Raw genomic sequence first — 24870 nt, 5'->3', positions numbered from 1 at the left:
GGCCGGCGCCCTCAGCGGCGCAGGGAACGGGTGATGTCGCGGGCGACGCCGTCCAACGATGCGATGAGCTCGTCCACGACGGATGCCGCCAGCTCGCCGCCGCGGGCGACGTGCGAGCGCAGATCCGTGCGCACACGCGCGCGGAACTCGTTGATCGCGGCATCCGCGCGATGGACCTGCTCGCGACTCGCGGTGCGCGGGTCATCCGCCCGCGGTGCCTCCCGCGACGCGGTGCGCTCCTCACGGGTGGCCGCTGCGAGATCGGCGCGCAGGCTCTTCATCGCCTCCCGCACGCTCCCGCGCACCTCGTCGGCGATGAGCCGCACCGAATCCGTCAGGCCGGCTTCGATCCCCTCCAGATCACCGGCCCGGGCGGCCACTTCGGCCCGTCCGGCATCCGTGATCTCGTAGACCGTCTTGCGACCGTCGACGGTCTTGGAGACCAGCCCGTCCTCCTCGAGCTTGGCAAGTCGGGGGTAGATGGTGCCGGCACTCGGTGTGTACGTGCCGCCGGTTCGATCCGAGAGCGCCTGGATGATGTCGTAGCCGTGGCGCGGCCCCTCATCGAGCAGGCTCAGCAGGTACAGGCGCAGGTCGCCGTGCGAGAAGACAGGTGCCATCACCACTCCTTCTCCGCGCCGGCATCGCTCGCTCCACTCGGGGCATCCGCGATCGCCTGCGCGTCGCCGGCGCGGACCGGGGGATCCGCGACCGCCCGGCGCAGCACGGTGACATCGCCGGAGACCGAGTTCGCCCGCACGTCCACGAACGAGCCGCTGAGCTCGCCCACCGCACCGGTGAAGTTCGTGGTCGGGCCGGTGCCCTTGCCGGAGCGCACCACGCCGTCCACCTGCACGCGGCCGCTGACGCTGCGCACCACGAAGTTGGCCGGGCGGCCTTCGTCCAGCCGCACCGTGGCGTTGCCGCTGACGGTGTTCAGGCCGACCTGCTGGGCTTCACCGCTGGTGTCCACCAGGGTCGCGCCGGAGACCGTGTCGACGGTCGCCTTGCGGATCGTTCCCGTCGCGGCCACGTCGCCGGACACGCTGTTGGCGCTGAGCGCGCCGACGAGCCCGCGGATCTGAACGTCGCCGGAGACCGCGTTGACCGTCAGATCCCCGGTCAGTCCGTCGACGATGATGTCGCCCGACACGGTGTTCAGACGTGTGTCGTGGCGGATGCCGGAGACCAGTGCGCTGGCGCTGACCACCCCGAGGTTCAGCGCCACCTCGCGGGGGACCGCGACGCTGATCTCCGCCTTCGGCCCGCCCCCGCCGAAGTTGCGGAAGACCTCCAGGAAGTTGTCCCAACGCAGTTGCGGGTGGTCGATCTCCACGACGTCTCCGACGACCTCGATCCGCAGGTCCTTGATGGTCACGCCGTGCACTTCGATGCGCGCGCCGGGTTCGTCGTGGCCGATGACGTCGATCTGGCCACCGATGAGGCCCACCTTGAGCTTGCGCACCGATTCGAGGTCGATGACGCGTGTGTCGCCGGGGTGGATGATCCACTTCTCGAGGGTCATGTCTGCTCCTGAGTTCGATGTACGAAGGATAAGTCGCGATATATCGCGATGAGTTCAGACAACACGATATATCGCGTTCTTGTCAAGGGCCTGTCGGCGAACGTTCAGCCGAGACCCGGTTGACATTGCCGCAGCGTCAAGATCTAGCGTGGAGCCGTGAGGGAGGCGGGACCCACCGATGGAGCACGAGGAGTGGTCGATCCAGCAGATCGCCAAGGCGGCCGGCACCACCAGTCGGGCGCTTCGCCACTATGACCACGTCGGACTTCTGCAGCCCTCGCGCATCGGCGCGAACGGGTACCGCTACTACGACCGGGACGCACTCGTGCGGCTGCAGCGGATTCTGCTGCTGCGAGACCTCGGTCTCGGCCTTGACCGGATCGGCGACGTGCTGGACCGGGACACGGCGCAGGAGGACGCGCTGGCCGCGCACCTCGCGTGGCTGGAACAGGAACAGGGCAGGCTCGCGCGGCAGGTCGCGTCGGTGCAGCTGACCATCGCGGCGATGAAGGGAGGTGAACGGATCATGGCAGAGGACATGTTCGACGGTTTCGACCACACGCAGTACCAGGACGAAGTCGAGCGGCGCTGGGGGCGCAGGGCATATGTGGACGGCGACCGCTGGTGGCGCGGGATGGACGATGACCAGAGGGCGGCGTGGAAGCAGCGTGTCGCCGACCTTGGTCGCGACTGGATCGCGGCCGCAGAGGCCGGCGTCTCGCCCGACAGTCCCGAGGCTGCAGCGCTGGCCAAGCGCCACGTCGACTGGCTGACGAGCATCCCGGGCACACCGGCGGCCGGCGGCGACGTCAAGGCGTACGTCATCGGGCTCGGCCAGATGTATGTGGCCGATGAGCGCTTCGGCGCGAACTACCGCACCAGCCGGGGCGGTACGGCAGGCGCCGAGTTCGTGCGCGACGCTCTGCGCAGCTACGCGGAGGCGAACCTGTAAGACCGGCGGGGATGCCGCGGCCACGGCCGCGCCGCGGCATCCTCGCTCGAACCAATCCTCTTCAGCCCGTTCGGCGCAGACCGCCGGCGGTCCAGTCGCCGCCGAGGTCCAGGACACCCTCCCGTGCCGCCTCGAGAGCGGCCGAGACGGCGCCGATGCAGACGACATCCGCGCCCAGCCGGGATGCGGACAGTTCGGGAGCGGGAAGATCCAGTTCCAGGTTCAGCGACGCGCGGGCCGCGGCCACCACCTGCGCGGCGGAGTCCGCGGGCAACCCGGAGAGGATCACCCGGCGCGGGTCGAACAGGCTGCCGAAGACGCCCGCGATGATGCTGACCATCTGCCCGATGCGGGCCACGGTAACCTCCGCATCCGCGTCCCCGGCTCGCGCCAGCTCGAGGATCCGCTCGCCGCGCAGGTCGACCGCCGGGATCTGAGCGATCGCGCCGGCGGCGGGGAACTCCCCGGCGGCGAGCGATTCCCGGGCCGAGCGGACCAGGCGCGGATCCAGCCCCCACGCACCGCCGACGCCGACGACATGGTCGAACGCCATCATCTCGGCGATCCCGCCGTGCGCGCCGCGCAGGAGGCGACCGTCGACCACTGCGCCGGCCCCGAGGAACTCGCCGGTGAGCAGCGTCACGTAGTCGGACTCGCCGACGGCCGCGCCGATCGATCCCTCGGCGATGGCGGCCAGGGATGCGTCGTTCTCGACGCGCACCAGCGGCGCCCATCGGCCGAACAGTTCCATCAGGTCCGGATTCATGCGCTGCCAGAAGCCGGTGCGGTGCGGCGGGGACTCGCCGCGCGCGTTCACCGGCGCCGGGACCCCCGCGCACACCGCGAGCACGTCCGCGCGCGCACGGCCGGACGCCCGGAGCGCAGCGTCCACCGCCGCGGTGGCGGCGGCACGGCGCTCCGCGGGGGAGTCGTGCTCCAGGTCGGTCTCGTACTGGTCCTTCGCCAGCAGACGTCCGCGCAAGTCGGCGACCGCGGTCAGGATGTGATCCGGGCCGACGTCCACGCCGACCACGCTGGCGACGTCATGCCGCAGTTCGAAGCGACGTGCGGGCCGCCCCTTCTGGTAGTCCCCGCCGGCGCGGGCGTTCGGCAGTTCGCGGAGCAGACCGATTCCGACCAGCTCCTCGATCACGTCGATGGTCGTGGAGCGGGTCAGCCCCACCGTCGCCATCGCGTCGCTCGCGGTGAAGACGTCGGTATCCCAGGCATGCGAGAGCATCGCGCCCAGGTTCGCGCGGCGCAGCGAAGCGGTCGGGGACAGCGGGTTGGACAAGGGGTTGACCTTTCACCAGTCACCTCGCATTATGGTCGCAACGATTTGATTTTCCGAGTAAATCTATTCCTCGGTGAAATCTCCGCATCAGTGTTGATGGGTCGGAAGGACGGCGACGTGGCTGAATCATCCCGGCGATGGAGACGAGCGTCCGCCGCCGTGCTCGCCCTCGGACTTGTCGGCGCGGCGCTGTCCGCATGCAGCGGTGACAGCGGGCCGGCGGAGGTGCGGTTCCACCTGAGCAAACCGGAGGCGATCCCCTACTTCCGGGAACTCATCGGTGAATACAACGCGTCCCAGGACGACGTGCGAGTGGTCTTCGACAACTCGTCCAATCTTCAGGCCGGGTTCCTGCGGGGCGACCCGCCTGACCTCGGGCTGCTCAACTACAACATGGAGATGGCCCGCTTCATGGAGCGGGGGGCGCTGAGCGATCTGAGTGACATGCCGGAGGCCGAGCGCATCCTTCCCGAGGTTCAGGACCTGGTCGACCAGTACGCGACCTACCCCGGCAGGACGAGCGTGCTGCCGTACTCGGTGATGGCGGCATCCGTCATCTACAACAAGCAGATCTTCGCCGAGCAGGGACTGGAGGTCCCGCAGACCTGGGACCAGCTCATCGAGGTGTGCGAGGCGCTCACGGCCGCCGGCATCACGCCGTTCTACGCGACGTTCAAGGACCCGTGGACGGTCGGGCAGGGCTGGTTCGACTACACGGTGGGCGGTGCGATCGATGTCGCGGACTTCTACGCGCAGATGAACGAGCTGGGCACCGAGGTCGGCCCGGACTCGCCGGTGTCCTTCCAGAAGACGCTGTCCGAGCCGGTGGAGCGCATGACCGAGCTCACCGGCCAGTACATCAACGAGGATGCCGCCAGCCGCGGCTACGGGGACGGCAACCTCGCCTTCGCGCAGGGCGAGGCGGCGATGTACCTGCAGGGGCCGTGGGCGTTCGGTGAGATCGCCAAGACGGACCCCGATATGGACCTGGGCACCTTCCCGCTCCCGATGACCGACGATCCCCAGGACAACCAGGTGCGGGTCAACATCGACCTCGCGGCGTGGATCCCCGAGGCATCCGAGCACAAGGAGGCAGCGCGCGACTTCCTGAGCTTCCTGTTCCAGAAGGAGGTCATGGACGAGTACAACGCCGCCTTCCTCGGGTACGGGACCACCACGGACGCCGCGCCGGTCACGGATCCGCGCATCGTCGAGATGAAGGAGTACTACGACGACGCGCGGTTCTACCAGGGCGCGTCCAAGGCGATCCCGCTGACCATCCCCACCGACAACTACATCCAGGGCATCGTGACCGGGTCGGATGTGGACAGGACGCTCGCGGTCATGGACGCGGACTGGGCCCGACTGGCCCTTCGCCAGTAGCGCACGACCACACAGAAGGGCAGCGACACGACCATGGCAACCACGACAGCGCCGCCGATTGCAGCGGGCGCACCGGCACGGACGAGCGCGGGGGAGCCGCCGCCGCGCCACAGGCAGCGGGTCGACGGGATGTACTACGTCTTCCTGCTGCCCACCCTGATCCTGTTCACCCTGGCGATCACGCTGCCCGCGATCATCGGGATCTTCTTCAGCTTCACCAACTCGATCGGGTTCGGCGACTGGCAGTTCGTCGGATTCATCAACTACATCGCGGTGTTCTCCGACCCGGCGATCCTGCAGAGCTACCTGTTCACGTTCGGATTCGCCGCCGTCACCGTGGTGCTCGTGAACGCGGTGGCGTTCCTGCTCGCGGTCGGCCTGACCTCGCGGATCCGCATGAAGACCGCCCTGCGGACGATCTTCGTGATCCCCATGGTCATCTCCGGCATCGTGATCGCCTTCGTGTTCAACTTCCTCTTCTCCAACTCCGTCCCCGCGCTGGGACAGACGCTGGGGATCGGCTGGCTGAGTGAGAGCATCCTGGCCAATCCGGACCTGGCGTGGGTGGCGATCGTGATCGTCACGGCCTGGCAGGCGATCCCCGGGACGCTGCTGATCTACATCGCCGGGCTGCTGTCGATCCCCGGCGAAGTGTACGAAGCGGCGGACATCGACGGGGCGGGCAGACTCGCCCAACTCACCCGCATCACCCTGCCCCTGGTCGCCGGGTACGTCGTGATCAATGTGATCCTCGGCTTCAAGAACTTCCTGAACGCCTACGACATCATCGTCGGGCTCACCAACGGCGGACCGGGCACCGCCACCCGCAGCATCGCGATGACCATCGTCACCGGCTTCACCAGCGGCGACTACGCCTATCAGATGGCCAATGCGACCATCTTCTTCGTCATCACGGTCGCCATCGCCCTGCTCCAACTCCGCCTCACCCGAGGAAGGGACGTGCTGTGATGTCCGTGCAACCAGCCCTCGCGGTCGAAAACGTCGAAGCAGCCGAGGCCCTCGAGGGCGGCAAGCCGCGCAAGCCTTCCGGCGGGCGGTTCGCCAGGGAGCGGACGAACTGGTCCGGCACCATCGTGCTGCTGCTGTGCACGCTCACCGTACTGATCCCGCTGTATGTGACCGTGTCGATGGCTTTCAAGACCCAGTCGCAGGCCGTGGACGGCAACGCCTTCTCACTGCCGAGCCCGTTCAGCATCGACGGGTTCGTCACGGCTTGGAATCTGACCAATTTCCCCCTGGCGTTCACGATCTCGGTGCTGATCACTGCGGCGACCGTGGCCGGCACCATCCTGCTGGCCGCATGGGCCTCCTTCGCGATCGCCCGCAACTGGGATCACCGGCTCTTCCGCTGGTCGTTCTACTACCTGCTGGCGGCGATGTTCATTCCGTTCCCGGTGGTGGCGCTTCCGCAGATCCAGCTGACCGGTCTGACCGGTCTGGACAACCCGGCCGGTGTCGCGATCCTGCACATCATGTTCCAGCTCAGTTTCAGCATCCTGCTGTTCACCGCATTCCTGCGCTCGATCCCGCACGAGCTGGAGGAGAGCGCGCGGATCGACGGGGCGAGCACCTGGCAGACGTTCTGGCACCTGATCTTCCCGCTGCTGGCCCCGATGAGCGCGACGGTCGGCATCTTCGCGTTCCTGGCCTCCTGGAACGATTTCATGATGCCCTCCCTGATCATCTCGGATCCCAGCCAGCAGACCCTGCCCGTGGTGCAGAGCATCTTCCAGACGCAGTTCAGCAACAACTACAACGTGTCCTTCGCGTCGTATCTGATGGCGATGGCGCCGGCGATCGTCGTGTATCTGTTCACCCAGCGCTGGGTGATGGAGGGCGTGACCCAGGGCGCGGTGAAGGGCTGACCAGCCGTCCGCGGCGTCCCAGCGCGGCCGGCATCTGCCGGTCGCCCGATCTTCTGCCCGGAAGGAACCGGTCCGATGGCCACCACGCTTCGCACCCTGCCCGCCCGCACCATCGCCCGCGAGGACGCGTCCTGGTGGCGTCAGGCTGTCGTCTACCAGGTCTATCCGCGCAGCTTCGCCGACGCGGACGGCGACGGGATCGGCGACCTCGCCGGAGTGACCTCGCGAGTGCCGTACCTGTCCGAGCTGAGGATCGACGCGGTGTGGCTGAGCCCGTTCTATCCGTCCGCGCTCGCCGACGGCGGCTATGACGTGGCCGACTACCGGGACGTCGATCCGCGACTGGGCACCCTGGACGACTTCGACGCCCTGCTGGCGGGACTGCATTCGGCCGGCATCCGCGTGGTCATCGACATCGTCCCCAACCACACCTCCGACCTGCACGAGTGGTTCCGGGAGGCTTCGGCGGCGGGGCGCGGCTCCGCCGCCCGGGAACGGTACATCTTCCGCGAGGGACGCGGACCGGACGGTGCGGCTCCGCCGACGGACTGGGTGTCGGCATTCGGCGGATCGGCGTGGGAGCGCGTGGCCGACGGGCAGTGGTACCTGCACAGCTTCGCCGTCGAGCAGCCCGACCTGAACTGGGCGGATGCGGACGTGCGTGCCGATTTCGTGCGTACCCTCCGGTTCTGGGCAGACCGCGGGGTGGACGGATTCCGCATCGATGTCGCCCACATGCTGACCAAGGACCTCACCGAACCGCTTCCGTCGCAGGCGGAGCTGGACGCGCTGCCACGCGACGGCCGGCATCCCATGATCGACCGGGACGACGTGCACGAGGTCTACGCGGAATGGCGTGCCGTGTTCGACGCGTACGACCCGCCCCGCACCGCCGTGGCCGAGGCGTGGGTGGACCCGGTGCGGATCCCGCTGTACGCGCGGCCGGACAGTCTGGGCCAGGCGTTCAACTTCGACCTGCTCGAGGCGGACTTCGACGCCGCGCAGTTCCGTCGCATCGTCACGGAGAACCTGGAGCTGGCCGCGGCGTCCGGGTCCTCATCGACGTGGGTGCTGTCCAACCACGACGTCGTCCGGCACGCCACGCGGTACGGACTGCCCCATGCGCAGCGCACGGACGACGGGCGACCGGTGCGCAAGCACGGAAACGAGTGGCTGCGGTCCGGCGGTGTCGAGCCCCGGCTGGATCGGACCGCAGGGCTGCGGCGCGCACGGGCCGCGACCCTGTTCGTGCTGGCACTGCCCGGCTCCGCGTACCTGTACCAGGGGGAGGAACTCGGCCTGCACGAGGTGGCCGAGATCCCGGCCGTCTGCCGGCAGGATCCGACGTTCTTCCGCAGCGGCGGCGCCGACATGGGGCGGGACGGATGCCGGGTCCCGTTGCCGTGGACGCGTGCCGGGGAGTCCTTCGGCTTCGGCGGAGATCACTCCCACCTGCCGCAGCCGAAGTGGTTCGCCGACGCAGCGGTGCAAGCGCAGGAGGGGGATGTGCGCTCGACCCTGAACATGTACCGCCGGGCCCTGGCGCTGCGCCACGAACTGCAGACGCAGGAGAGCCTGGCGTGGGTGGAGACCGGCCGCGCGGATGTGCTGCATTTCGTGCGGCCGAACGGCTGGTCGGTGCTGACCAACTTCGGTCACGAGGACTTCGACCTGGCGGACTCCGATCTGGTGCACACATCCGGAGTGGTGCTCGCCAGCGCCGACGTGCCCTTCGGCATCGTTCCCGCGGAGAGCACGGTGTGGCTCAGGCCGGAGTGACGGGACGCGAAAGCGGATGCCGCGTCCGCACGAGCGCGGTACGCGGCATCCGCCGATGCATCACACGGCGAATGCCGTATTCCGACGATCTCGTCCGAATACGGCATTCGCTTCCTGGGGAGGCGAGGTCGGCGCCGGCCGACCTGCCACTCACGTGCGGCGGTTGCCGCTGATGACTCGGAAGAGGAACACGATCAGCGCGATGACTCCCACGATGATGGCGACCCAGAGAAGCCAGCTCAGTGCTGAGTTCAGGCCACCGAAGATCGCGAGGATGATCGCGATGACGATGATGATGATGAGGGCGAGGTTCATGGAGGCTTCTCCTTCTGTCGCCGGATGCGAGGTGTGGCGCGACCCGGATGCCGCAAAGGGCACGCGAAAGATACTGCCATCCCGGCCCCGCTCAGGGGAGGGGCTTGACGCGCGCTCGGGCACGGTGCTACACAGCGGACTCCCAGGAAAGGGCGTTCGCCGCGCCGGTCTCGGGTATCTGCGGTGTCATCAGCTTGTCAAGCCCTTCGGATCCGTGCGACGCGGGCCGTACCGTCGAGACGACCGAGGAGGAGATCATGCCGGAAGGACGCGGGCCGAGCAGCCGCAAGAATCCGCACCTCTACGAGGAGAAGCGCAAGGCCGAGCTCATCGCGATGCTCCGCGATCACTGACCGGGCGGGCACTGACCGCTGTTCCCATCGACGACGCAAGACAACAAGACAAGAGGCGACGTGGCACGACTGGTCCGGGTCCGCCCGGGAGAAGACCCCGGCTATCGACGGATCAGGTCCGGGAGCGGCTTCCGCTACGCGGATATGAGCGGATCGGCGGCTCTGCCCGCGGACCGGCAGCGGATCCACGATCTGGTCATCCCGCCGGCGTGGCAGGACGTGTGGATCTCGGTGGACCCGAACGCCCACATCCAGGCCGTCGGCGTCGATGACGCGGGCCGACGCCAGTACTTGTATCACCCGCGGTGGCGGGAGCGCCGGGACCGTCGCAAGTTCTCCCGCGCCCTCGAGCTCGCTGCGGCGCTGCCGCGCGCGCGGGGGCGGGTCACCAGCGCGCTGCGCCGCGACGACATCGATCGGGAACGGGTGCTCGCCGCGTCGTTCCGCCTGCTCGACCAGGCAGCGCCGCGGATCGGCTCGGCGCGGTACCTCGAGCAGCACGGAAGCCGCGGCCTGACGACTCTGCAACGGCGGGATGCTGCCGTCGCGGAGTCCCGCACCACCCTCTCGTTTCCGGGCAAGAGCGGCAAACGCGCCAACATCGAGATCGACGACGCGGAACTGGCCGCGGTGATGCGGGAACTGAGCGTCGGCCGCCCACGCTCACCGCTGCTGGCCTACCGTCGCGGCACCCGTCGCGTGCCGCTCACCCCCGCGGACGTCAACTCGCATGTGCGCTCGCTGACCGGGGGTGCCTTCACCGCCAAGGACTTCCGCACCCTGCGCGGCACGATCCTGGCCGCCGAAGCGCTCGCGCGCATCGGCACGGTGGACACGGCGAAGGATCGCAAGCGCGCCGAAGCCCTTGCCGTGCGGGCGACGTCCGAGGCTCTGGGGAACACGCCGGCCGTGGCGCGGAGCAGCTACATCGACCCCGCCGTCTTCAAGGCCTACGAACGCGGCCGGATCCTGGACCTGGATGTGTCGCCGGAATCGGCGATACAGCGCCTGCTGATCGGCTGAGGCCGGCCACGGGCATAGGCGGGCCGGTGCCGGACCGCCCACCCGTCCCCGTGCGCGCATGCTCGGCGCCGTCGTCGCGGGAGGTCCTCGGGGTGGGGCTGAACGCGGGTGGAAACCTTCTCGTCGCCGTCCCCGCCGCCGCGGTCGGTCTGGCGCTCGCGACACTGCTGTGACGTCGTGGGGCGGTGATCGGGCACCCGCGAGGCCCGGATTCGCGGCGTCCTCGAAGAATTGACCGTGGGATACTGAGGACTCGATACATGTGCGTATCGGTCGCACGGGCAGAGCCCGGCATCCCCGACCCGGCACTTCCCCGGGCATCCGAACTGCATCCCCAGCGAAGGCCACCGTGTCGAATCTCGCCGTACTGAGCCTCAAGAACCGTGCGCTCATCGCCCTCATCACGATCGTCGCCGCGGTCTTCGGAGGTCTCGCCCTGACGAGCCTCAAGCAGGAGCTGATCCCGTCGATCGAGTTCCCGGCGCTCGTGGTGGTCTCCACGTACCCGGGCGCCTCCCCCGAGGTCGTCAGCAACGACGTGTCGATCCCGATCGAGGCGGCGATCCAGGGGGTTCCCGGGCTGGAGTCGACTGCGGCGACCAGCACGACGAACGCATCCATCATCCAGGCGTCCTTCACCTACGGCACCAACCTGGCAACGGCCGAGCAGAAGATCACCCAGGCGATCAACCGCATCAAGGCGCAGCTTCCCGAAGGGATCGAGCCGAACGTCATCTCGGCGAGCATCGACGACTTCCCGGTGATCCAGCTCGCGGTGACCGGATACGAGGACGAGCAGACCATCCAGGCGCAGCTGGAGTCCACGATCGTCCCCGAACTGGAGGACATCGCCGGGGTGAACGCGGCGCAGATCGTGGGCGGCGTCGGGCAGCGCATCACGATCACCCCGGATCCGGCTGCGCTGGCCGAGGCCGGCTACGCGCAGCAGGCGATCCGGGACGCCCTCGATCAGAACGGCGTCCTGTTCCCCGGCGGACAGATCACCGAGGACGGCCAGACCCTCACCGTACAGACCGGGTCGAAGATCACGTCGGTCGAGGAGATCGCCGCGCTCCCGCTCGTTCCGTCGGATGCCGCGCAGTTCGAGTCCGGACCCCGGACCATCGCGGACGTGGCCACGGTCGAGCAGAACCAGGACCCGGTTACCACCGTCTCGCGCGTGAACGGCGAACCCGCGCTCACGATCGCCGTGACGAAGCTGCCCTCGGCCAACACGGTCGATGTATCCCGGGGGGTGCTGGCCGCGCTGCCCGGCCTGGAGAAGAGCCTCGACGGCGCGGAGTTCACCGTCGTCTTCGATCAGGCCCCCTACATCCAGCAGTCGATCGAGGCGCTCGCGCAGGAGGGCCTGCTCGGCCTGTTCTTCGCGGTGATCGTCATCCTGGTCTTCCTGCTGTCGGTTCGCGCGACGCTGGTGACAGCGATCTCGATCCCCACGAGCGTGCTGATCACGTTCATCGGGATCCAGGCCTTCGGCTATTCACTGAACATCCTCACCCTCGGTGCGCTGACCATCGCGATCGGCCGCGTGGTCGACGATTCGATCGTCGTGATCGAGAACATCAAACGCCATTACGTCGGCGACGCCGACAAGATGACATCGATCCTGCGGGCCGTGCGCGAAGTGGCCGCCGCGATCACAGCCTCGACGATCACCACGGTGGCCGTCTTCCTCCCGATCGCCTTCGTCGGGGACGTGACCGGCGAGCTGTTCCGGCCGTTCGCGCTCACCGTCACCATCGCGATGACCGCCTCCCTGTTCGTCGCTCTGACGATCGTGCCCGTACTGGCGTACTGGTTCCTGCGCCCGGGCAAGCCGATCTTCGGACCCGACGGACGGCAGATCGACGCCGAGGATCCCGAAGCGCCGCCGAGCCGCCTGCAGAATTCCTATCTTCCGATCCTGCGCTGGACCCTGAAGCATTCCTGGGCGACCCTGCTGCTGGCCGTGCTCGTCCTGGCCGGGACGGTGGCGGCCGTGCCCTTCCTGAAGACGAACTTCCTCGGCGATTCCGGTCAGAACACGTTCACGATGACCCAGGACATCGGTCAGGCGCCGAGCCTCGAGGCCGAGGATGCGGCCTCGACCCAGGTCGAATCGCTGCTGCTCGGCATCGACGGCATCGAAACCGTCCAGGTGTCCATCGGCTCGAGCGGGTCCGCGCTGCGCGACGCCTTCGCCGGCGGCGGCAGCGGCATCACCTACTCGATCACGACCGACCCGGACGCCGACCAGGTCGCGCTGCGCGAAGAGGTCCAGTCCGCGGTCGCCGATCTCGAGGACGCGGGCACGATCACCATCGCCGGAGGCGGCGGCGGATTCGGGTCCACCGACATCGAGATCGACGTCACCGCGCCGGACTCGGCCACCCTGCAGGAGGCGACGGATGCCGTCGTCGATGCCGTGACCGGGGCGGAGGGCATCGGCCAGGTCTCCAGCAACCTGTCCGCTTCCCTGCCGTACATCGCCGTCGTGGTGGACAGCGAGAAAGCCGCGTCGCTGGGCCTGTCCGAGGTCGCGGTCGGAGCGCTCGTGTCCAACACGATGCAGCCCCAGCAGATCGGGGCGGTCGAGATCGAGGACACGACGCTGACCGTGTATCTGGCCGCGTCGCAGACCCCCACGACGATCGAGGAGCTGCGGCAGCTGACGGTTCCCAGCGCCCAGGGCCCCATCGCGCTCGCGGAGATCGCCACGGTCGAGGAGAGCGAGGGACCCACCTCGATCACGACCGAAGGCGGTCAGCGGACAGCGACCGTCACCGTCACCCCGGCCACGGACGATCTGACGACGGCATCCGCGTCGGTGAACACGGCGCTCGCCGAAGCCGACCTGCCCGCTTCGGCGTCTGCCGCACTGGGCGGTGTCATCTCGCAGCAGCAGGATGCGTTCACCCAGCTCGGGCTGGCGCTGCTCGCGGCGATCCTGATCGTCTACATCGTCATGGTCGCGACGTTCAAGTCTCTCCGTCAGCCGCTGCTGCTGCTGATCTCGGTGCCGTTCGCGGCGACCGGGGCCATCCTGCTGCAGATCGCCACGGGTGTTCCCCTGGGCGTCGCGTCTCTGATCGGCGTCCTGATGCTCATCGGCATCGTGGTCACCAACGCCATCGTCCTCGTCGACCTGGTCAACCAGTACCGCACCAAGGGTCTGTCGGCGCACGATGCCACCGTCGCCGGAGGATCGCGACGACTGCGGCCCATCCTGATGACGGCGCTGGCCACGATCTTCGCGCTGACGCCGATGGCGCTCGGGATCACCGGTCACGGCGGCTTCATCTCGCAGCCGCTTGCCATCGTGGTGATCGGCGGCCTGGTCTCGTCCACCCTGCTCACGCTTCTGGTGCTGCCGACGCTCTACAACCTGGTCGAGGGCGCGAAGGAACGGCGCACCCGCCGGAACGACGCGTCCACGGACCCCGACGCACCGGTGCCGACGCCGGTCGGACCGGGAGTGGCCACGGCCACCGAGCGCGGACTGACCCGACGTGAGATCCGGGAACGGGATGCCGCCGCCTCAGCTCCCGCTGCAGTGTCCGCTCCCGCCCTTGCCGACGTCGAGGTGCCGCCCATCGAGGAGGGACCGGACATCGAGATGCCGCAGGGCGACGAAACCGCCCTCGAGGCGCAGCTCACGTCCGCTGCGGCGGAGATCACGTCCCCTCCGGCGGAGGCGGACCCGGTGCCGGTGGACGCCGAGCCGGTGCCGGTGCCGGTGGACGCGGACCCGGTGCCGGGTGACACGAACGTGGCTGATGCTGACGAGCGTGACACGGACGTGGCTGATGCTGACGAGGGTGACACGAACGCGGCTGATGGCGACGAGCGTGACATGAACGCGGCTGATGGCGACGAGACCGTCACCGAGGAGGACCCGGAGTCGCGCTGACGCACGTCACCTGGCGCGGATCACCGCCGATCGACCGGGGGTCGCCAGCTGCGTGCTCGGTGATGCTCCGGATCCGGCTGACGCGATGTGAAGGCGCGGCTCATGCTGCGCCGGGCCCGTGCCGTCGCACGTGGTCGGGCTACGGTGCGCGGCCGCGCGGCTGCCGACGAGGGGCCGCTCGCGGCGGCGCGGATCCGACGCGCGCGGGCGCGAGCGGGCAGCGGCACGGTGTGCGTGCTCGCCGTCCGCTGGACCGCCGGCGCAGGAGGCGCCGCGTCGGCACCTCGGCCGAGGTTGCGTGCGAAGAACAGCAACCAGAAGAAGATCAGGCTGAATCCGACGAGTTCGAAGGCGGCGAGGTTGATGAAACCCGCTATGTACACGCTGACGGCCACGACGAGGCCCACGCCGACCTGCCGGGTGGCGCGGGTGACCCCGCGGTGCATGCCGCGCAACAGCCACCGGCTGGACAGCAGAATCGCCGTGAAGGAGAACACCGCCCCCGTCGAGGCCCGGTCATGCAGGAACTCGTTGGTGTTCTGCGGGATGACGCCGACGAACGACAGATGGATGCCGATCAGCACGACCAGGATCGGGACAGCGGTCGCGGACCTTCGGCTCACCAGCACGGACGTTCCGGCGTGGCGCTTCATCTCGATTCTCAGTCGCCACCCGAACAGCACCACTCCGCCACCCGCCGCGATCAGCGTGGCGTTGAACAGATGCCCCGAGAACACCGAGAAGGTGCCGAGGCGACTGAAATGCAGCTGCCACCACATCGGGTCCGGCGTGGTCAGGATGGACAGCAGGGTGCCGCCGATGAGCATCGCAGCCGTCATGAAGCCGACCTGGGTGGCCGTTACCGGTTCGCTCGGCGCGCGCAGACGCACGCTCAAGGGATCGAGCGCGATTTCGGCGAGCAGGGCCACGGTACGGGTCAGGCCTTTCATGAGGCGGTGCGGTAGCGCTCCCGCCCTGCAGTTGCTCCAGGCCCCAGCCGCCTACCCCCGGGCTGACAGCGCTGGTGGACTGGCTTGCACCCCTCGCAGCACCCGGTCTTGGGTTGAATGTAGCGCGTTCGGATCAATCGCGGTGAATTCACTTGGATCTTAGCTGCTCTCGCCGCGTTGGCCCGATACGGCCAGGAGCATGACGCCCATGATCACGAAAGCGTGGAGATGATGCGCGGGGCACCGGACCGGATCAGGACGCTCTCCGCAACCAACCGCTGCAGGTCGTTCGCGATGTAGACCGCGAACGTCGTCACCAGCAGACCGGCGGCGATCAGTGTGCCGTTGAAGACGAAACTGGACAGGTCGTCGAAGGTGCCGAGCTGGCTGAAATGGACCTTCCACCATTGCGGTTCCGGAGAGGTCACCATGCGGCAGATCGGGCACGACCAGCGCGACGACCAGCCCTCACGACGCCGCTGGTCATGGCGTCAGTGTAGAGCCGGCAGGGTGCGTGCGCCGGTATCTCTCAGACTCGCTCCAGCGGTGTCCGCTAGGATGAAGGGTCGGCTCTGGACACCGCACTGCTGTGCGGATGGGTTTGTGAGTCCAAGGGGCCGATGGTGGGAGCGAATCCGCTCCGGCGACCATCACGTTGAATGGCCCCCGGCCGACGATAGTCCGGGTAACTCCGTGCCGCATGTGCGGCCTCGCGGCAGTGCTTCCCGTGTGCAGTCTCGAACTGCGCGGATGCCGATCTGCCCACGAGCTGTGGAGTGCTGTTCTCACACCTGAGACAACCCAGAAGGACATTCCCATGCCCAAGAGCAAAAAGCCGGCCGGCGGACGACCGGCCAAGAACTTCGAGCCGCGCTACGGCGAGAAGAAGACCCCGTTCCACGAACGTGCCCGCGGCGGCTCGGCCCAGAAGCCGGGCAGCAAGAGCGTGACGCACCGCGGATACCGCGCTGCCGAAGAGGGTGCCCCGTCAAACGCACCGCGGACCGCCGGTCCCAGGACCGGCGCCGCCAAGTCCGGCGCTCCGAAGACGCGGTGGACGGCGACGCAGCGCGCCGGCCGCGACGAGGCCCGCGGTGCCCGCGTGCCGTCGCACGGCGACCGTCCTGTGCGCTCGTTCGACGACCGTCCGGCGCGTTCGGGCGATGACCGTCCGGCCCGTCGCGATTACAACAGCGATCGTCCGACTCGTCGCGATTACAGCAATGATCGTCCGGCGCGTTCGGGTGATGACCGTCCGGCTCGTCGCGATATCAACAGCGATCGTCCGGCGCGTCCGTACGGCAATGATCGTCCGGCGCGTTCGGGCGATGAGCGACCGGCTCGTCGCGATTACAGCAGCGATCGTCCCGCGCGTCCGTACAGCAATGATCGTCCGGCGCGTTCGAACGATGACCGTCCGGCTCGTCGCGATTACAGCAGCGATCGTCCGGCACGTTCGAACGATGACCGTCCGGCCCGTCGCGATTACAGCAGCGATCGTCCGGCGCGTTCGAACGATGACCGTCCGGCCCGTCGCGATTACAGCAGCGATCGTCCGGCGCGTTCGAACGATGACCGTCCGGCTCGTCGCGATTTCAACAGCGATCGTCCGGCGCGTTCGAACGATGACCGTCCGGCTCGTCGCGATTACAGCAGCGATCGTCCGGCGCGTCCGTACAGCAATGATCGTCCGGCGCGTCCGTACAGCAACGATCGTCCGGCGCGTTCCTTCGGCACCGAGCGCCCCGCGCGTGCGAACGAGGACCGTCCCAAGCGCGAGTACAACGCCGATCGCCCCCGCCGTGACGACCGCGATCGCCGCCCCGCGGCATCCGGCAATCGTGGCGACTGGAGTGCGCCCCCGCGCACTGCCGCGCACCAGCAGCACGTCGACGTCGTGCACGAGCGCCTGCAGGCCGAGGCCGTCCAGGCGACCGTCGTCGATGGTGTGACCTTCGGTTCGCTCGGACTGGGTGAGAACATCGTCCGCACCCTCGCCGATCTCGGTGCCGCCACGCCGTTCGCCATCCAGGCTGCGACGATCCCCGAGATCCTCGCGGGCCGCGACGTCCTCGCTCGCGGTCGCACCGGCTCGGGCAAGACCATCGCGTTCGGCGCACCGCTCGTCGAGAACGTGCTCAAGAGCGGCGCCGGCAAGAAGCGCGAGTTCGGTCGCAAGCCGAAGGCGATCATCCTCGCCCCGACGCGCGAGCTCGCGCTGCAGCTGGACCGCACGATCCAGCCGATCGCCCGCAGTGTCGGGCTGTTCACCACGCAGATCTACGGTGGCGTGCCCCAGGCCCGCCAGGTCGGTGCACTGAAGAAGGGCGTCGACATCATCATCGGCACGCCCGGCCGCATCGAGGACCTCATCACCCAGCGCAAGCTGGATCTCAGTGACGTGATGGTCGCCGTGATCGATGAGGCCGACCACATGTGCGAGCTCGGGTTCCTCGAGCCGGTGCAGCGCATCCTGCGCGAAACCGCCGACGGCTCCCAGAAGCTGCTGTTCTCCGCGACACTCGACCGCGAGGTCTCCTCGCTGGTGGACGAGTTCCTCGTCGAGCCGTCCGTCCACGAGGTGGCCGGCGAAGACCAGGCATCCAGCACGATCGAGCACCGCGTGCTCGTCATCGAGCACCGCGACAAGGCCGAGATCCTCGACCAGCTCGTCGATCGGGAGGGCAAGACCCTCGTGTTCGCACGCACCCGTGCGTATGCGGAGATGCTGGCCGAGCAGTTCGCCGACATCGGCATCCCCGCCGTCTCACTGCACGGCGACCTCAACCAGGCCCGCCGCACGCGCAACCTGGAGCGCCTCACTTCGGGACGGGTCAATGTCCTGGTCGCCACGGACGTCGCCGCCCGCGGCATCCACGTGGACGACATCGACCTGGTCATCCAGGCCGATGCGCCCGACGAGTACAAGACCTACCTGCACCGCTCCGGCCGCACCGGCCGCGCGGGCAAGACCGGCCGCGTCGTGACCCTCATCACGCGGCAGCGTCAGCGCAAGATGGCCGAGATGCTCGAGCGCGCCGAGATCGCCGCGCCGTTCGAGAACGTCCGCCCCGGCGATGACACCATCGAGGAGCTCACCGCTCGCGTGCCGACCGCTGCCGAGCTCACCGCGTAGCCGCTCCACGTCGAAACGCCGGGTCGCCTCTTCGGAGGGGGTCCGGCGTTTCGCGCGCCGGACGGTGCCGTTACCGGCCGGGATCGGCTCCGCTGCGGCTCGGCGTGCTCCCGGTGCCGTGTCCGTTCCACGGACCGTCTGCCGCGGCTCAGAAGCCGGCGGCGTCGGGCGGTGCGAACTGGCTCACCACCAGACGTGCGCCCTGCGGGTCGACGATCACGGCGTCCCTGGTCCATTCACCGTCGGTGCGCGACGCGACGGTTGCTCCGAGCCGCTCCGCGGTGCCGGCGGACGCGTCGCGGTCCGCGACGGTGAAGCGGATCTCCCACGTCGCGCCCGAAGCGTCCGGGTCCACGGTCAGGCCCGCGATCACGTCGGCGAAGCCCGCCGGGGCGAAGGCCTGTCGCTCGCGGATGCCGGGGTCGATCGTGGATGCGAGGTGATCGCCGTAGCCGGGCAGTCTGATCATGCCGGCACCGAAGTCGGCGTCGGCCTGCCACCCGAAGACGTCGCCGTAGAACGCGAGTGCGGCCTCGGGATCGGGTGTGCGCAGGTCGCTGAAGTTCCACGCGCCGGGGACGTTGACGATCTGCGAACCGGGGTGGGTCCGCCCCTTCCAGAGACCGAACACGGCGCCCTGCGGGTCCGCACACAGGGCGCCGCGTCCGTACGGACCGTACTCCGCCGGCGGGACTGCGACCAGTCCGCCTGCTCGCTCGATCCGTAGGCACGCGTCCACGATGTCGTCACACGCGATGTGGCTGATCCAGGCGGGAGTGGGCCGTCCCGAGGCGGTCGGCCCCAGTCCGCCGACGTCGAGACCGTCACGCTGAGCGAACAGGTACGGCGGGCCTGCGCCCGGCGAACCCGCAGCGGCGAAGTCCCAGTCGAACAGCGCTCCGTAGAAGGCTGCCCCGGCGCGCACGTCCGACTGGGTCGCATCCACCCAGCAGGGGACGCCCGCCGGATATGTGCGGGGCCGCATGCGCTGCTCTGCCATTGCGTCCTCCTCGGCTCGAGGCCTCACACGAGCGACTCCAGCAGCTCGGCTGCGCGGGGCGCGCCACCGCTCGCCCGCAGCTCCGCCCCGATACGGGCTGCCCCATCCCGGAACGAGTCATCCGTCGCGACGCGGTCGAACCCCGCAGCCACCTTTGCCGCGGTGGGCGTTCCGGTCTTGAGGTTCACGCCGGCGCCGGCCCACGCCACCCGCGCAGCTATCTCGGGCTTGTCCAGATCGCCGCCGGCGATCACCAGCGGGATGCCGTGGCTCAGGGCAGCCAGCACGCCGCCCCAGCCGCCGTTGGTGATCACGACGTCGGTGCGTGGCAGCAGCTGCGCGTACGGGAGGAACCCGCCGACGCGCGCGTTCGCCGGCACCGGGAACGGCAACTCGTCCCGGCCGGGGACCCCGGTGGCGACCACGACCAGCACATCACGGTCGGCGAGCGCCTCGAGGGCCGGGCGAAGAAGGTCGGACGGGTCGATGTTCTGCGTGCCCTGCGTCACGTGCACCACGCGCCGCCCGTCCAGATCACCCCACCACGCGGGCAGTCCCGTGGCGGCGGTGATCGGTGCCCGCAGCTCGCCGACGAAGTGCACCGACGGCGGCCGGTCCGTCCGCTCGTAATCCAGCTGAGGCACCCCGCTGGCCACCACCAGCCGGGGTGAGAACACCACTTCGTCGAAAGTGAGCTTCGAGGGCGGCAGCCCCACCGCCGAGCGCGCCCGCGCGAGCGGCCGGCGCAGCGGGCGCGAGATCAGCGGCACGGCGGCGCGCAGCGCGGCATCCCGTGCCCGGGTCAGCGGGTTCCGCCCCGGCGCGAGCCCGAGTCCGCTCGGCGGGCCCTGCGCGCCGGCGAGGTTGAGCGGAAGCAGGGCGACCGTGGCCCACGGCCCGCCCGCGTGCTCGGCGAACAGTGCGGCTCCGACGGACACCTCGTCGCCGGCGATCGCGTCCCACGGTGCGCGCTCCCACTCCGACGTGAGGTCCTCCACCTGGGCGGGCGCAGTGCGGATGAAGACGTCCTGGACGTTGATGAGCAGCTGTCCGAGGCCCTTCTTGCCGATCAGGCGGGGGAACGTCGCCGACAGGTCGTTCTCATCGAAATCCGGCGCGATCTGCCACGGCACGAGCGTGGCACCGGCGTCCTCGACGCGGTGCCGGAATGCGGAGCCGGTGTACAGCCGCACGTCGTGCCCTCGAGCGGCCAGCGCCTGCGCCACGGCGCACATCGGCGTGATGTGCCCCGTGAAGGGCATCGCTGAAAGCAGAAACCGCGCCACGGCATCATCGTGCCGTGTTCGGGCCGGGAGCGCACCCCCTGCTTGCGCTCCAGGAGGCGGGCGCGGGTCAGAACAGCCGCACGGCGCTCTGGGCCTCGCGGCCCCGCGATGTCGTCACGAATTGCGGCGACGTGCGGGCCGCCGGCCCCGGCAGCGCGGAGCCGCGCGGTTCGTCGTCCTCGGCGCTCCCGTCCAGCCCGTGCACGCGCAGGAGGGGTCGTACGCGTGTGGACAGCCAGGTCCGGTATGCCTTCGGCGCGGTCGCCGAGGCGCCCGGATACAGCCCGAGATACGCCGGAACCAGCTCCGGTCGCTCACGGCGCAGCCACTGCATGAACCACTGCTTCGCGCCGGGCCGCAGATGCAGCGCCCCGAAGACGACGCGCACCGCACCGGCAGCTCGTATGCGCCGCAGCGCATCATCGAGCGCGGGGATCGAGTCGGTCAGGTGCGGCAGGACGGGCATCAGGAACACGGTCACCCGGAAACCGGCTTCGGTGGCTGCGCGCACCGTCTCCAGGCGCGCCGTCGCCGAGGGGGTTCCAGGTTCGATCAACTTCTGCAGCGCGTCATCGAAGACGGCGATGGACATCGCGAGCGACACGTTCACGCGTGCCGCGGCATCCCGCAGCAGCGGCAGGTCGCGGCGCAGCAGGGTGCCCTTCGTCAGGATCGAGAACGGCGTACCGGACTCCGTCAGCGCCGAGATGATGCCCGGCATCAGCCGGTACCGCCCCTCGGCGCGCTGATAAGGATCGGTGTTGGTCCCCAGCGCGACGGGGTCGTGCATCCAGGTGCCGCGGCGGAGCTCCCTCTCGAGCACGTCGGCGACATTGATCTTCACGATGATCTGCGAGTCGAAGTCGCGCCCGGAATCGAGCTCGAGGTACTCGTGCGTGCCGCGGGCGAAACAGTACGTGCACGCGTGACCGCAGCCCCGATAGGGGTTGATCGTCCAGTCGAACGGCATCGCGGAGGAGCCGGGCACGTGGTTGAGTGCGCTCTTGCACATCACCTCGTGGAAGGTGACATCGGCGAACTCCGGGGTGGTCACGGACCGCACCAGACCGTTCAGCTGCTCGAGTCCGGGCAGCGCGGCGGCATCCGCAACCCCCAGTTCCTGTCCCTGCCAACGCATGACTCCATGGGAACAGAAATACGAATGTCTGTCAAGGCAGGTTCGTACAGAAAACCGATCTGGGCCGGATCCGGCGAAGTGCTCGACCGGAGCCGCCGGGCAGGCAAGAATGGACCACGTGACGGCACCCGAACCGCACGCTCCCCCATCGACTCGTCGCGCCGCACGGTTGCAACGCGCACGGGCGCTCGAACGCGCGTTCGGCGCGCCGCGGGACACCGCCGACCCGCGACGCTCGGCGTTCGCGCGGGCGGCGATCGATCGACCGGCGACCCCCGTCCGCGTCGGCGCTGCCGCGCGACCGGCGGCCCCGGTCAGCCGCAACGACGCCAAGACGGCGAAACTGATGAACCCCTCCGACCCGCAGCCGCGGCACGCGCGTCGCAGATCGCCGCTCCGAAGTGGGGTGGTCGCCGGCCTCACCGTCGTGGCCTCGCTCGTCCTGGGGTCGACCGCCAGCGTGACCGCAGCCGTCACCGGCGACCAGGTCGTCGCGGCGCCCGTCGCCAGTGCAGCCCCCGCGATGATCGTGGGCCGCGTCGTCCCGAAGATCGCACCCACGCCGGAGGCGCCTACGGCCCTGCCGCTGCCGGCGCCCGCTCAGGCGATCCCTACGCCCCTGGTCGCTGCCGCGCCGGTCGTGGTGGAGCCGTGCGCGTTGCACGCGTTCGCCGATGCGCTGGCCGTGCGCGACGACACCGCCGCGGTCGCCGCCATCGGCGGTGCCGAGGACTTCCGGCGGGCGGTGGCCGGCGGACTGGCCCCGTGCGTGGACCTCGCCGACCCGGCGCGGCTGTGGACCGTGATCAACAAGACGCGTCCGCTGACTCCGCTGGATTATCGGCCCAGCGCGCTGGCCATGCCGCAGGGCGTGCGCAGCGTCGAAGGCGGATCCCTGCGCGCGGATGCCGCGGCGGCGCTGAGCGCGATGGTGGCCGCGGCCGCGGCGGTCGGCGTGGGCGAGATCGCCCTGGAGAGCGGTTTCCGTTCGCACACCACGCAGGAGACCAGCTACGGCAACCAGGTCAGCGCGCAGGGCGTGGAGCTGGCCGATCTTTCCAGTGCCCGACCGGGCTTCAGCGAGCACCAGTCCGGGCTGGCGGCCGACGTCGTCGCTTGCGCGGACGGCTGCGGCACGCTCGACGATCTGGCCGCCAGCGCGCAGGGCCAGTGGATCACCGCACACTCCTGGGAGTTCGGGTGGATCACCCGATACGAGGACGGATCCACGCCGATCACCGGGTATTCCCCTGAGCCGTGGCACCTTCGCTACATCGGACCGGAGCTGGCCAAGGCCTACCACGACGGCGGTTGGCACACCCTCGAGCAGTTCCTGGGGCTTCCCCCCGCTCCCGGATACCTGGGCTGACCGCAGAACTGAAGGCAGGGCGCGCCGCGCAGGTCCGGGACACCTCCGGCCCGCCGAGGCACGGGTTGCGGCATCCCACAAATCGCGGTACCCAGTACCGTCACTCTCGGGATGCAATGTCACAGGGGTTCGGGGCGCGCCGTGAGTGGTGACCTAGAATCGCCAGCGGCGACGGGCCGCGCAGCCTCTCAGAACGGCCCGGCCACCGACGTTTCAAGAAGGGCAGGCGCACATGGAGCGCAACATCTACGACGAGGATCACGAAGCGTTCCGCGATGTCGTGAAGGAGTTCGTCAAGCGGTACGCGACGAACGAAGCCCGCGAGAAGTGGGACGCTGACGGCGAGATCGACCGCGCGACGATGCTCGCGGCGGGAGAGGCCGGGATCCTCGGCCTCAGCGTGCCGGAGGAGTTCGGCGGCGCCGGGATGCTGCAGGACTACCGCTTCCGCGCCGTCGTCAGTGAAGAGACGATCCGTGCGGGTGTGGGTTCGCTCGCCGGTGCACTGGGCATCCAGGACGACCTGGCCGTGCCGTACATCGTCCACATGGGCACGCAGGCGCAGAAGGAGAAGTGGCTGCCGGGCATGGCCACCGGCGAGATCCTCGGCGCCCTGGCGATGACCGAACCCGGCGCGGGCAGCGACCTGCGCGGCGCGAAGACCACCGCCAAGAAGGTGGAAGGCGGGTACGTCGTCAACGGCGCGAAGACCTTCATCTCCAGCGGCAAGACCGCCGACGTCATCGTCACCTTCGTCAAGACCGGCGAGGGCAACCGCCCGGACGCCTTCAGCCTGCTGCTCATCGAGAACGGCATGGCCGGCTTCGACCACGGCAAGAAGCTGCAGAAGATGGGCTTCCACGGACACGACACCGCGGAGCTGTCGTTCACCGACGTCTTCGTGCCCGAGGAGAACCTCATCGGCGGCGAAGAAGGCAGGGGATTCGTGCAGCTGATGATGAACCTGCCCCTGGAGCGCCTCTCGATCGGCGTGGCCGCCGCGGCCGCCGCCGATGCGGCGTTCGGGTGGACGGTCGACTACACCAAGAGCCGCGAGGCGTTCGGCGAGCGGATCATCGACTTCCAGAACACCCGCTTCCGCCTGGCCGATGTCGCCACCACGGTTGACGTGCTGTGGGCGTACGTCGACCGCGCGATGCTGCTGTACAAGGACCGCAAGCTCACCGCCGAAGAGGCCGCGAAGGTCAAGTTCTGGACGACCGAGCGCGAGTGGGAGGTCCTGGACATCTGCGTGCAGCTGCACGGCGGATACGGCTACATCACGGAGTACCCGATCGCCCGGGCATTCCTCGATGCCCGCGTCCACCGCATCTACGGCGGCACCAACGAGGTCATGCGCGACATCGTGAGCCGGCAGATCGCGGGCAAGCGCTGACAGAACACCGGATGCCGCGACCCGCGCCCCTGCGCCCCTGCGCCCTGCGCCCCTGCCCCTGCTCCCTGCGCCCTGCGGCCTGCGGCCCTGCTGCTCGCCTGTCACGACACGCCCGCGCGTGGGGCAGATCGTGACAGGGGAGCGGGAAGGGGGCGGAGCGGGGGTTGGGGCGACA

19 protein-coding genes are annotated in these 24870 nt (G+C 69.1%); 10 read left to right on the top strand and 9 right to left on the bottom strand.

The window, feature by feature from the left end:
• Nucleotides 1-11 precede the first annotated feature (11 nt).
• Entirely contained in the window at nucleotides 12-620 is a 609-nt protein-coding gene (locus tag NQ152_RS03905) for a PadR family transcriptional regulator (RefSeq protein WP_257500863.1), read from the bottom strand.
• Nucleotides 620-1525 carry a DUF4097 domain-containing protein gene (locus tag NQ152_RS03900; protein WP_257500862.1) on the bottom strand — a complete coding sequence of 302 codons (906 nt, stop codon included), beginning with the start codon at nucleotides 1523-1525 and terminating at the stop codon, nucleotides 620-622. The genes NQ152_RS03905 and NQ152_RS03900 overlap by 1 nt, the downstream gene beginning before the upstream one ends.
• Nucleotides 1526-1703: 178 nt before the next feature.
• Between NQ152_RS03900 and NQ152_RS03895 the strand changes: the two genes are divergently transcribed.
• Nucleotides 1704-2477 carry a MerR family transcriptional regulator gene (locus tag NQ152_RS03895; protein ID WP_257523087.1) on the top strand — a complete coding sequence of 258 codons (774 nt, stop codon included), beginning with the start codon at nucleotides 1704-1706 and terminating at the stop codon, nucleotides 2475-2477.
• Nucleotides 2478-2538: 61 nt separating this feature from the next.
• Here NQ152_RS03895 and NQ152_RS03890 read toward each other — a convergent pair whose 3' ends face one another.
• Nucleotides 2539-3771 carry an ROK family protein gene (locus NQ152_RS03890; protein WP_257500860.1) on the bottom strand — a complete coding sequence of 411 codons (1233 nt, stop codon included), beginning with the start codon at nucleotides 3769-3771 and terminating at the stop codon, nucleotides 2539-2541.
• A 117-nt stretch (nucleotides 3772-3888) separates the two neighbouring features.
• Between NQ152_RS03890 and NQ152_RS03885 the strand changes: the two genes are divergently transcribed.
• The 4 genes from NQ152_RS03885 (at nucleotide 3889) to NQ152_RS03870 (ending at nucleotide 8819) form a co-directional block, all read left to right on the top strand.
• Nucleotides 3889-5154 (top strand): ABC transporter substrate-binding protein, encoded by a 1266-nt coding sequence (locus NQ152_RS03885; protein WP_374113555.1) that lies wholly within the window; start codon nucleotides 3889-3891, stop codon nucleotides 5152-5154.
• Between the two features lie 33 nt (nucleotides 5155-5187).
• A complete protein-coding gene (locus tag NQ152_RS03880) occupies nucleotides 5188-6123 on the top strand; it encodes a carbohydrate ABC transporter permease (protein WP_374113554.1) in 936 nt (311 codons plus the stop codon).
• Nucleotides 6123-7040 carry a carbohydrate ABC transporter permease gene (locus tag NQ152_RS03875; protein ID WP_257500859.1) on the top strand — a complete coding sequence of 306 codons (918 nt, stop codon included), beginning with the start codon at nucleotides 6123-6125 and terminating at the stop codon, nucleotides 7038-7040. Before NQ152_RS03880 ends, NQ152_RS03875 begins: the two co-directional genes overlap by 1 nt.
• Before the next feature lie 75 nt (nucleotides 7041-7115).
• Nucleotides 7116-8819: a glycoside hydrolase family 13 protein gene (locus NQ152_RS03870; protein ID WP_257523086.1), complete on the top strand. Its 1704-nt coding sequence runs from the start codon at nucleotides 7116-7118 to the stop codon at nucleotides 8817-8819.
• A gap of 150 nt (nucleotides 8820-8969) precedes the next feature.
• Here the strand turns inward: NQ152_RS03870 and NQ152_RS03865 are convergent, their stop codons facing one another.
• Entirely contained in the window at nucleotides 8970-9134 is a 165-nt protein-coding gene (locus NQ152_RS03865) for a hypothetical protein (RefSeq protein ID WP_257500857.1), read from the bottom strand.
• 413 nt (nucleotides 9135-9547) lie between these two features.
• On the opposite strand from NQ152_RS03865, the gene NQ152_RS03860 reads away from it, so the two are divergent.
• Entirely contained in the window at nucleotides 9548-10510 is a 963-nt protein-coding gene (locus NQ152_RS03860) for a DNA topoisomerase IB (protein ID WP_257523085.1), read from the top strand.
• Between the two features lie 349 nt (nucleotides 10511-10859).
• Nucleotides 10860-14420 carry an efflux RND transporter permease subunit gene (locus NQ152_RS03855; protein ID WP_257523084.1) on the top strand — a complete coding sequence of 1187 codons (3561 nt, stop codon included), beginning with the start codon at nucleotides 10860-10862 and terminating at the stop codon, nucleotides 14418-14420.
• A gap of 20 nt (nucleotides 14421-14440) precedes the next feature.
• Here NQ152_RS03855 and NQ152_RS03850 read toward each other — a convergent pair whose 3' ends face one another.
• Both NQ152_RS03850 and NQ152_RS03845 read right to left on the bottom strand, forming a co-directional pair.
• Nucleotides 14441-15370 carry a hypothetical protein gene (locus NQ152_RS03850; RefSeq protein ID WP_257523083.1) on the bottom strand — a complete coding sequence of 310 codons (930 nt, stop codon included), beginning with the start codon at nucleotides 15368-15370 and terminating at the stop codon, nucleotides 14441-14443.
• Nucleotides 15371-15582: 212 nt separating this feature from the next.
• On the bottom strand, nucleotides 15583-15801 hold the full coding sequence (locus tag NQ152_RS03845; RefSeq protein WP_257523082.1) for a hypothetical protein: 219 nt from the start codon (nucleotides 15799-15801) through the stop codon (nucleotides 15583-15585).
• 386 nt (nucleotides 15802-16187) lie between these two features.
• Between NQ152_RS03845 and NQ152_RS03840 the strand changes: the two genes are divergently transcribed.
• Nucleotides 16188-18506 (top strand): DEAD/DEAH box helicase, encoded by a 2319-nt coding sequence (locus NQ152_RS03840; protein ID WP_257523081.1) that lies wholly within the window; start codon nucleotides 16188-16190, stop codon nucleotides 18504-18506.
• Nucleotides 18507-18654: 148 nt separating this feature from the next.
• Here NQ152_RS03840 and NQ152_RS03835 read toward each other — a convergent pair whose 3' ends face one another.
• The 3 genes from NQ152_RS03835 to NQ152_RS03825 form a co-directional block, all read right to left on the bottom strand.
• Nucleotides 18655-19506, bottom strand: coding sequence for a VOC family protein (locus NQ152_RS03835; RefSeq protein ID WP_257523080.1), 852 nt, complete (start codon nucleotides 19504-19506; stop codon nucleotides 18655-18657).
• Between the two features lie 23 nt (nucleotides 19507-19529).
• Nucleotides 19530-20768 (bottom strand): glycosyltransferase, encoded by a 1239-nt coding sequence (locus NQ152_RS03830; protein WP_257523079.1) that lies wholly within the window; start codon nucleotides 20766-20768, stop codon nucleotides 19530-19532.
• A 91-nt stretch (nucleotides 20769-20859) separates the two neighbouring features.
• Nucleotides 20860-21930: an Rv2578c family radical SAM protein gene (locus tag NQ152_RS03825; RefSeq protein WP_257523078.1), complete on the bottom strand. Its 1071-nt coding sequence runs from the start codon at nucleotides 21928-21930 to the stop codon at nucleotides 20860-20862.
• Between the two features lie 118 nt (nucleotides 21931-22048).
• Between NQ152_RS03825 and NQ152_RS03820 the strand changes: the two genes are divergently transcribed.
• Nucleotides 22049-23299 (top strand): D-alanyl-D-alanine carboxypeptidase family protein, encoded by a 1251-nt coding sequence (locus NQ152_RS03820; protein WP_257523077.1) that lies wholly within the window; start codon nucleotides 22049-22051, stop codon nucleotides 23297-23299.
• Nucleotides 23300-23531: 232 nt separating this feature from the next.
• Nucleotides 23532-24695: an acyl-CoA dehydrogenase family protein gene (locus tag NQ152_RS03815; RefSeq protein WP_257523076.1), complete on the top strand. Its 1164-nt coding sequence runs from the start codon at nucleotides 23532-23534 to the stop codon at nucleotides 24693-24695.
• Nucleotides 24696-24870: the final 175 nt, after the last annotated feature.

The organism is Microbacterium sp. zg.B48 (assembly GCF_024623505.1).
In the GTDB taxonomy this organism is placed as follows: domain Bacteria; phylum Actinomycetota; class Actinomycetes; order Actinomycetales; family Microbacteriaceae; genus Microbacterium.
Note: the sequence above shows the minus strand (reverse complement) of the source record. Positions and strands in the feature narration are given on the sequence as shown.

Excerpts from the sequence above, each read along its gene's own strand:
- NQ152_RS03895 (WP_257523087.1), top strand. The coding sequence starts at position 1,704 with ATGGAGCACGAGGAGTGGTCGATCCAGCAGATCGCCAAGGCGGCCGGC.
- NQ152_RS03900 (WP_257500862.1), bottom strand. The coding sequence starts at position 1,525 with ATGACCCTCGAGAAGTGGATCATCCACCCCGGCGACACACGCGTCATC.
- NQ152_RS03840 (WP_257523081.1), top strand. The coding sequence starts at position 16,188 with ATGCCCAAGAGCAAAAAGCCGGCCGGCGGACGACCGGCCAAGAACTTC.
- NQ152_RS03845 (WP_257523082.1), bottom strand. The coding sequence starts at position 15,801 with ATGGTGACCTCTCCGGAACCGCAATGGTGGAAGGTCCATTTCAGCCAG.
- NQ152_RS03830 (WP_257523079.1), bottom strand. The coding sequence starts at position 20,768 with ATGCCCTTCACGGGGCACATCACGCCGATGTGCGCCGTGGCGCAGGCG.
- NQ152_RS03815 (WP_257523076.1), top strand. The coding sequence starts at position 23,532 with ATGGAGCGCAACATCTACGACGAGGATCACGAAGCGTTCCGCGATGTC.
- NQ152_RS03835 (WP_257523080.1), bottom strand. The coding sequence starts at position 19,506 with ATGGCAGAGCAGCGCATGCGGCCCCGCACATATCCGGCGGGCGTCCCC.
- NQ152_RS03870 (WP_257523086.1), top strand. The coding sequence starts at position 7,116 with ATGGCCACCACGCTTCGCACCCTGCCCGCCCGCACCATCGCCCGCGAG.
- NQ152_RS03850 (WP_257523083.1), bottom strand. The coding sequence starts at position 15,370 with ATGAAAGGCCTGACCCGTACCGTGGCCCTGCTCGCCGAAATCGCGCTC.
- NQ152_RS03825 (WP_257523078.1), bottom strand. The coding sequence starts at position 21,930 with ATGCGTTGGCAGGGACAGGAACTGGGGGTTGCGGATGCCGCCGCGCTG.
- NQ152_RS03905 (WP_257500863.1), bottom strand. The coding sequence starts at position 620 with ATGGCACCTGTCTTCTCGCACGGCGACCTGCGCCTGTACCTGCTGAGC.
- NQ152_RS03865 (WP_257500857.1), bottom strand. The coding sequence starts at position 9,134 with ATGAACCTCGCCCTCATCATCATCATCGTCATCGCGATCATCCTCGCG.
- NQ152_RS03880 (WP_374113554.1), top strand. The coding sequence starts at position 5,188 with ATGGCAACCACGACAGCGCCGCCGATTGCAGCGGGCGCACCGGCACGG.
- NQ152_RS03875 (WP_257500859.1), top strand. The coding sequence starts at position 6,123 with ATGTCCGTGCAACCAGCCCTCGCGGTCGAAAACGTCGAAGCAGCCGAG.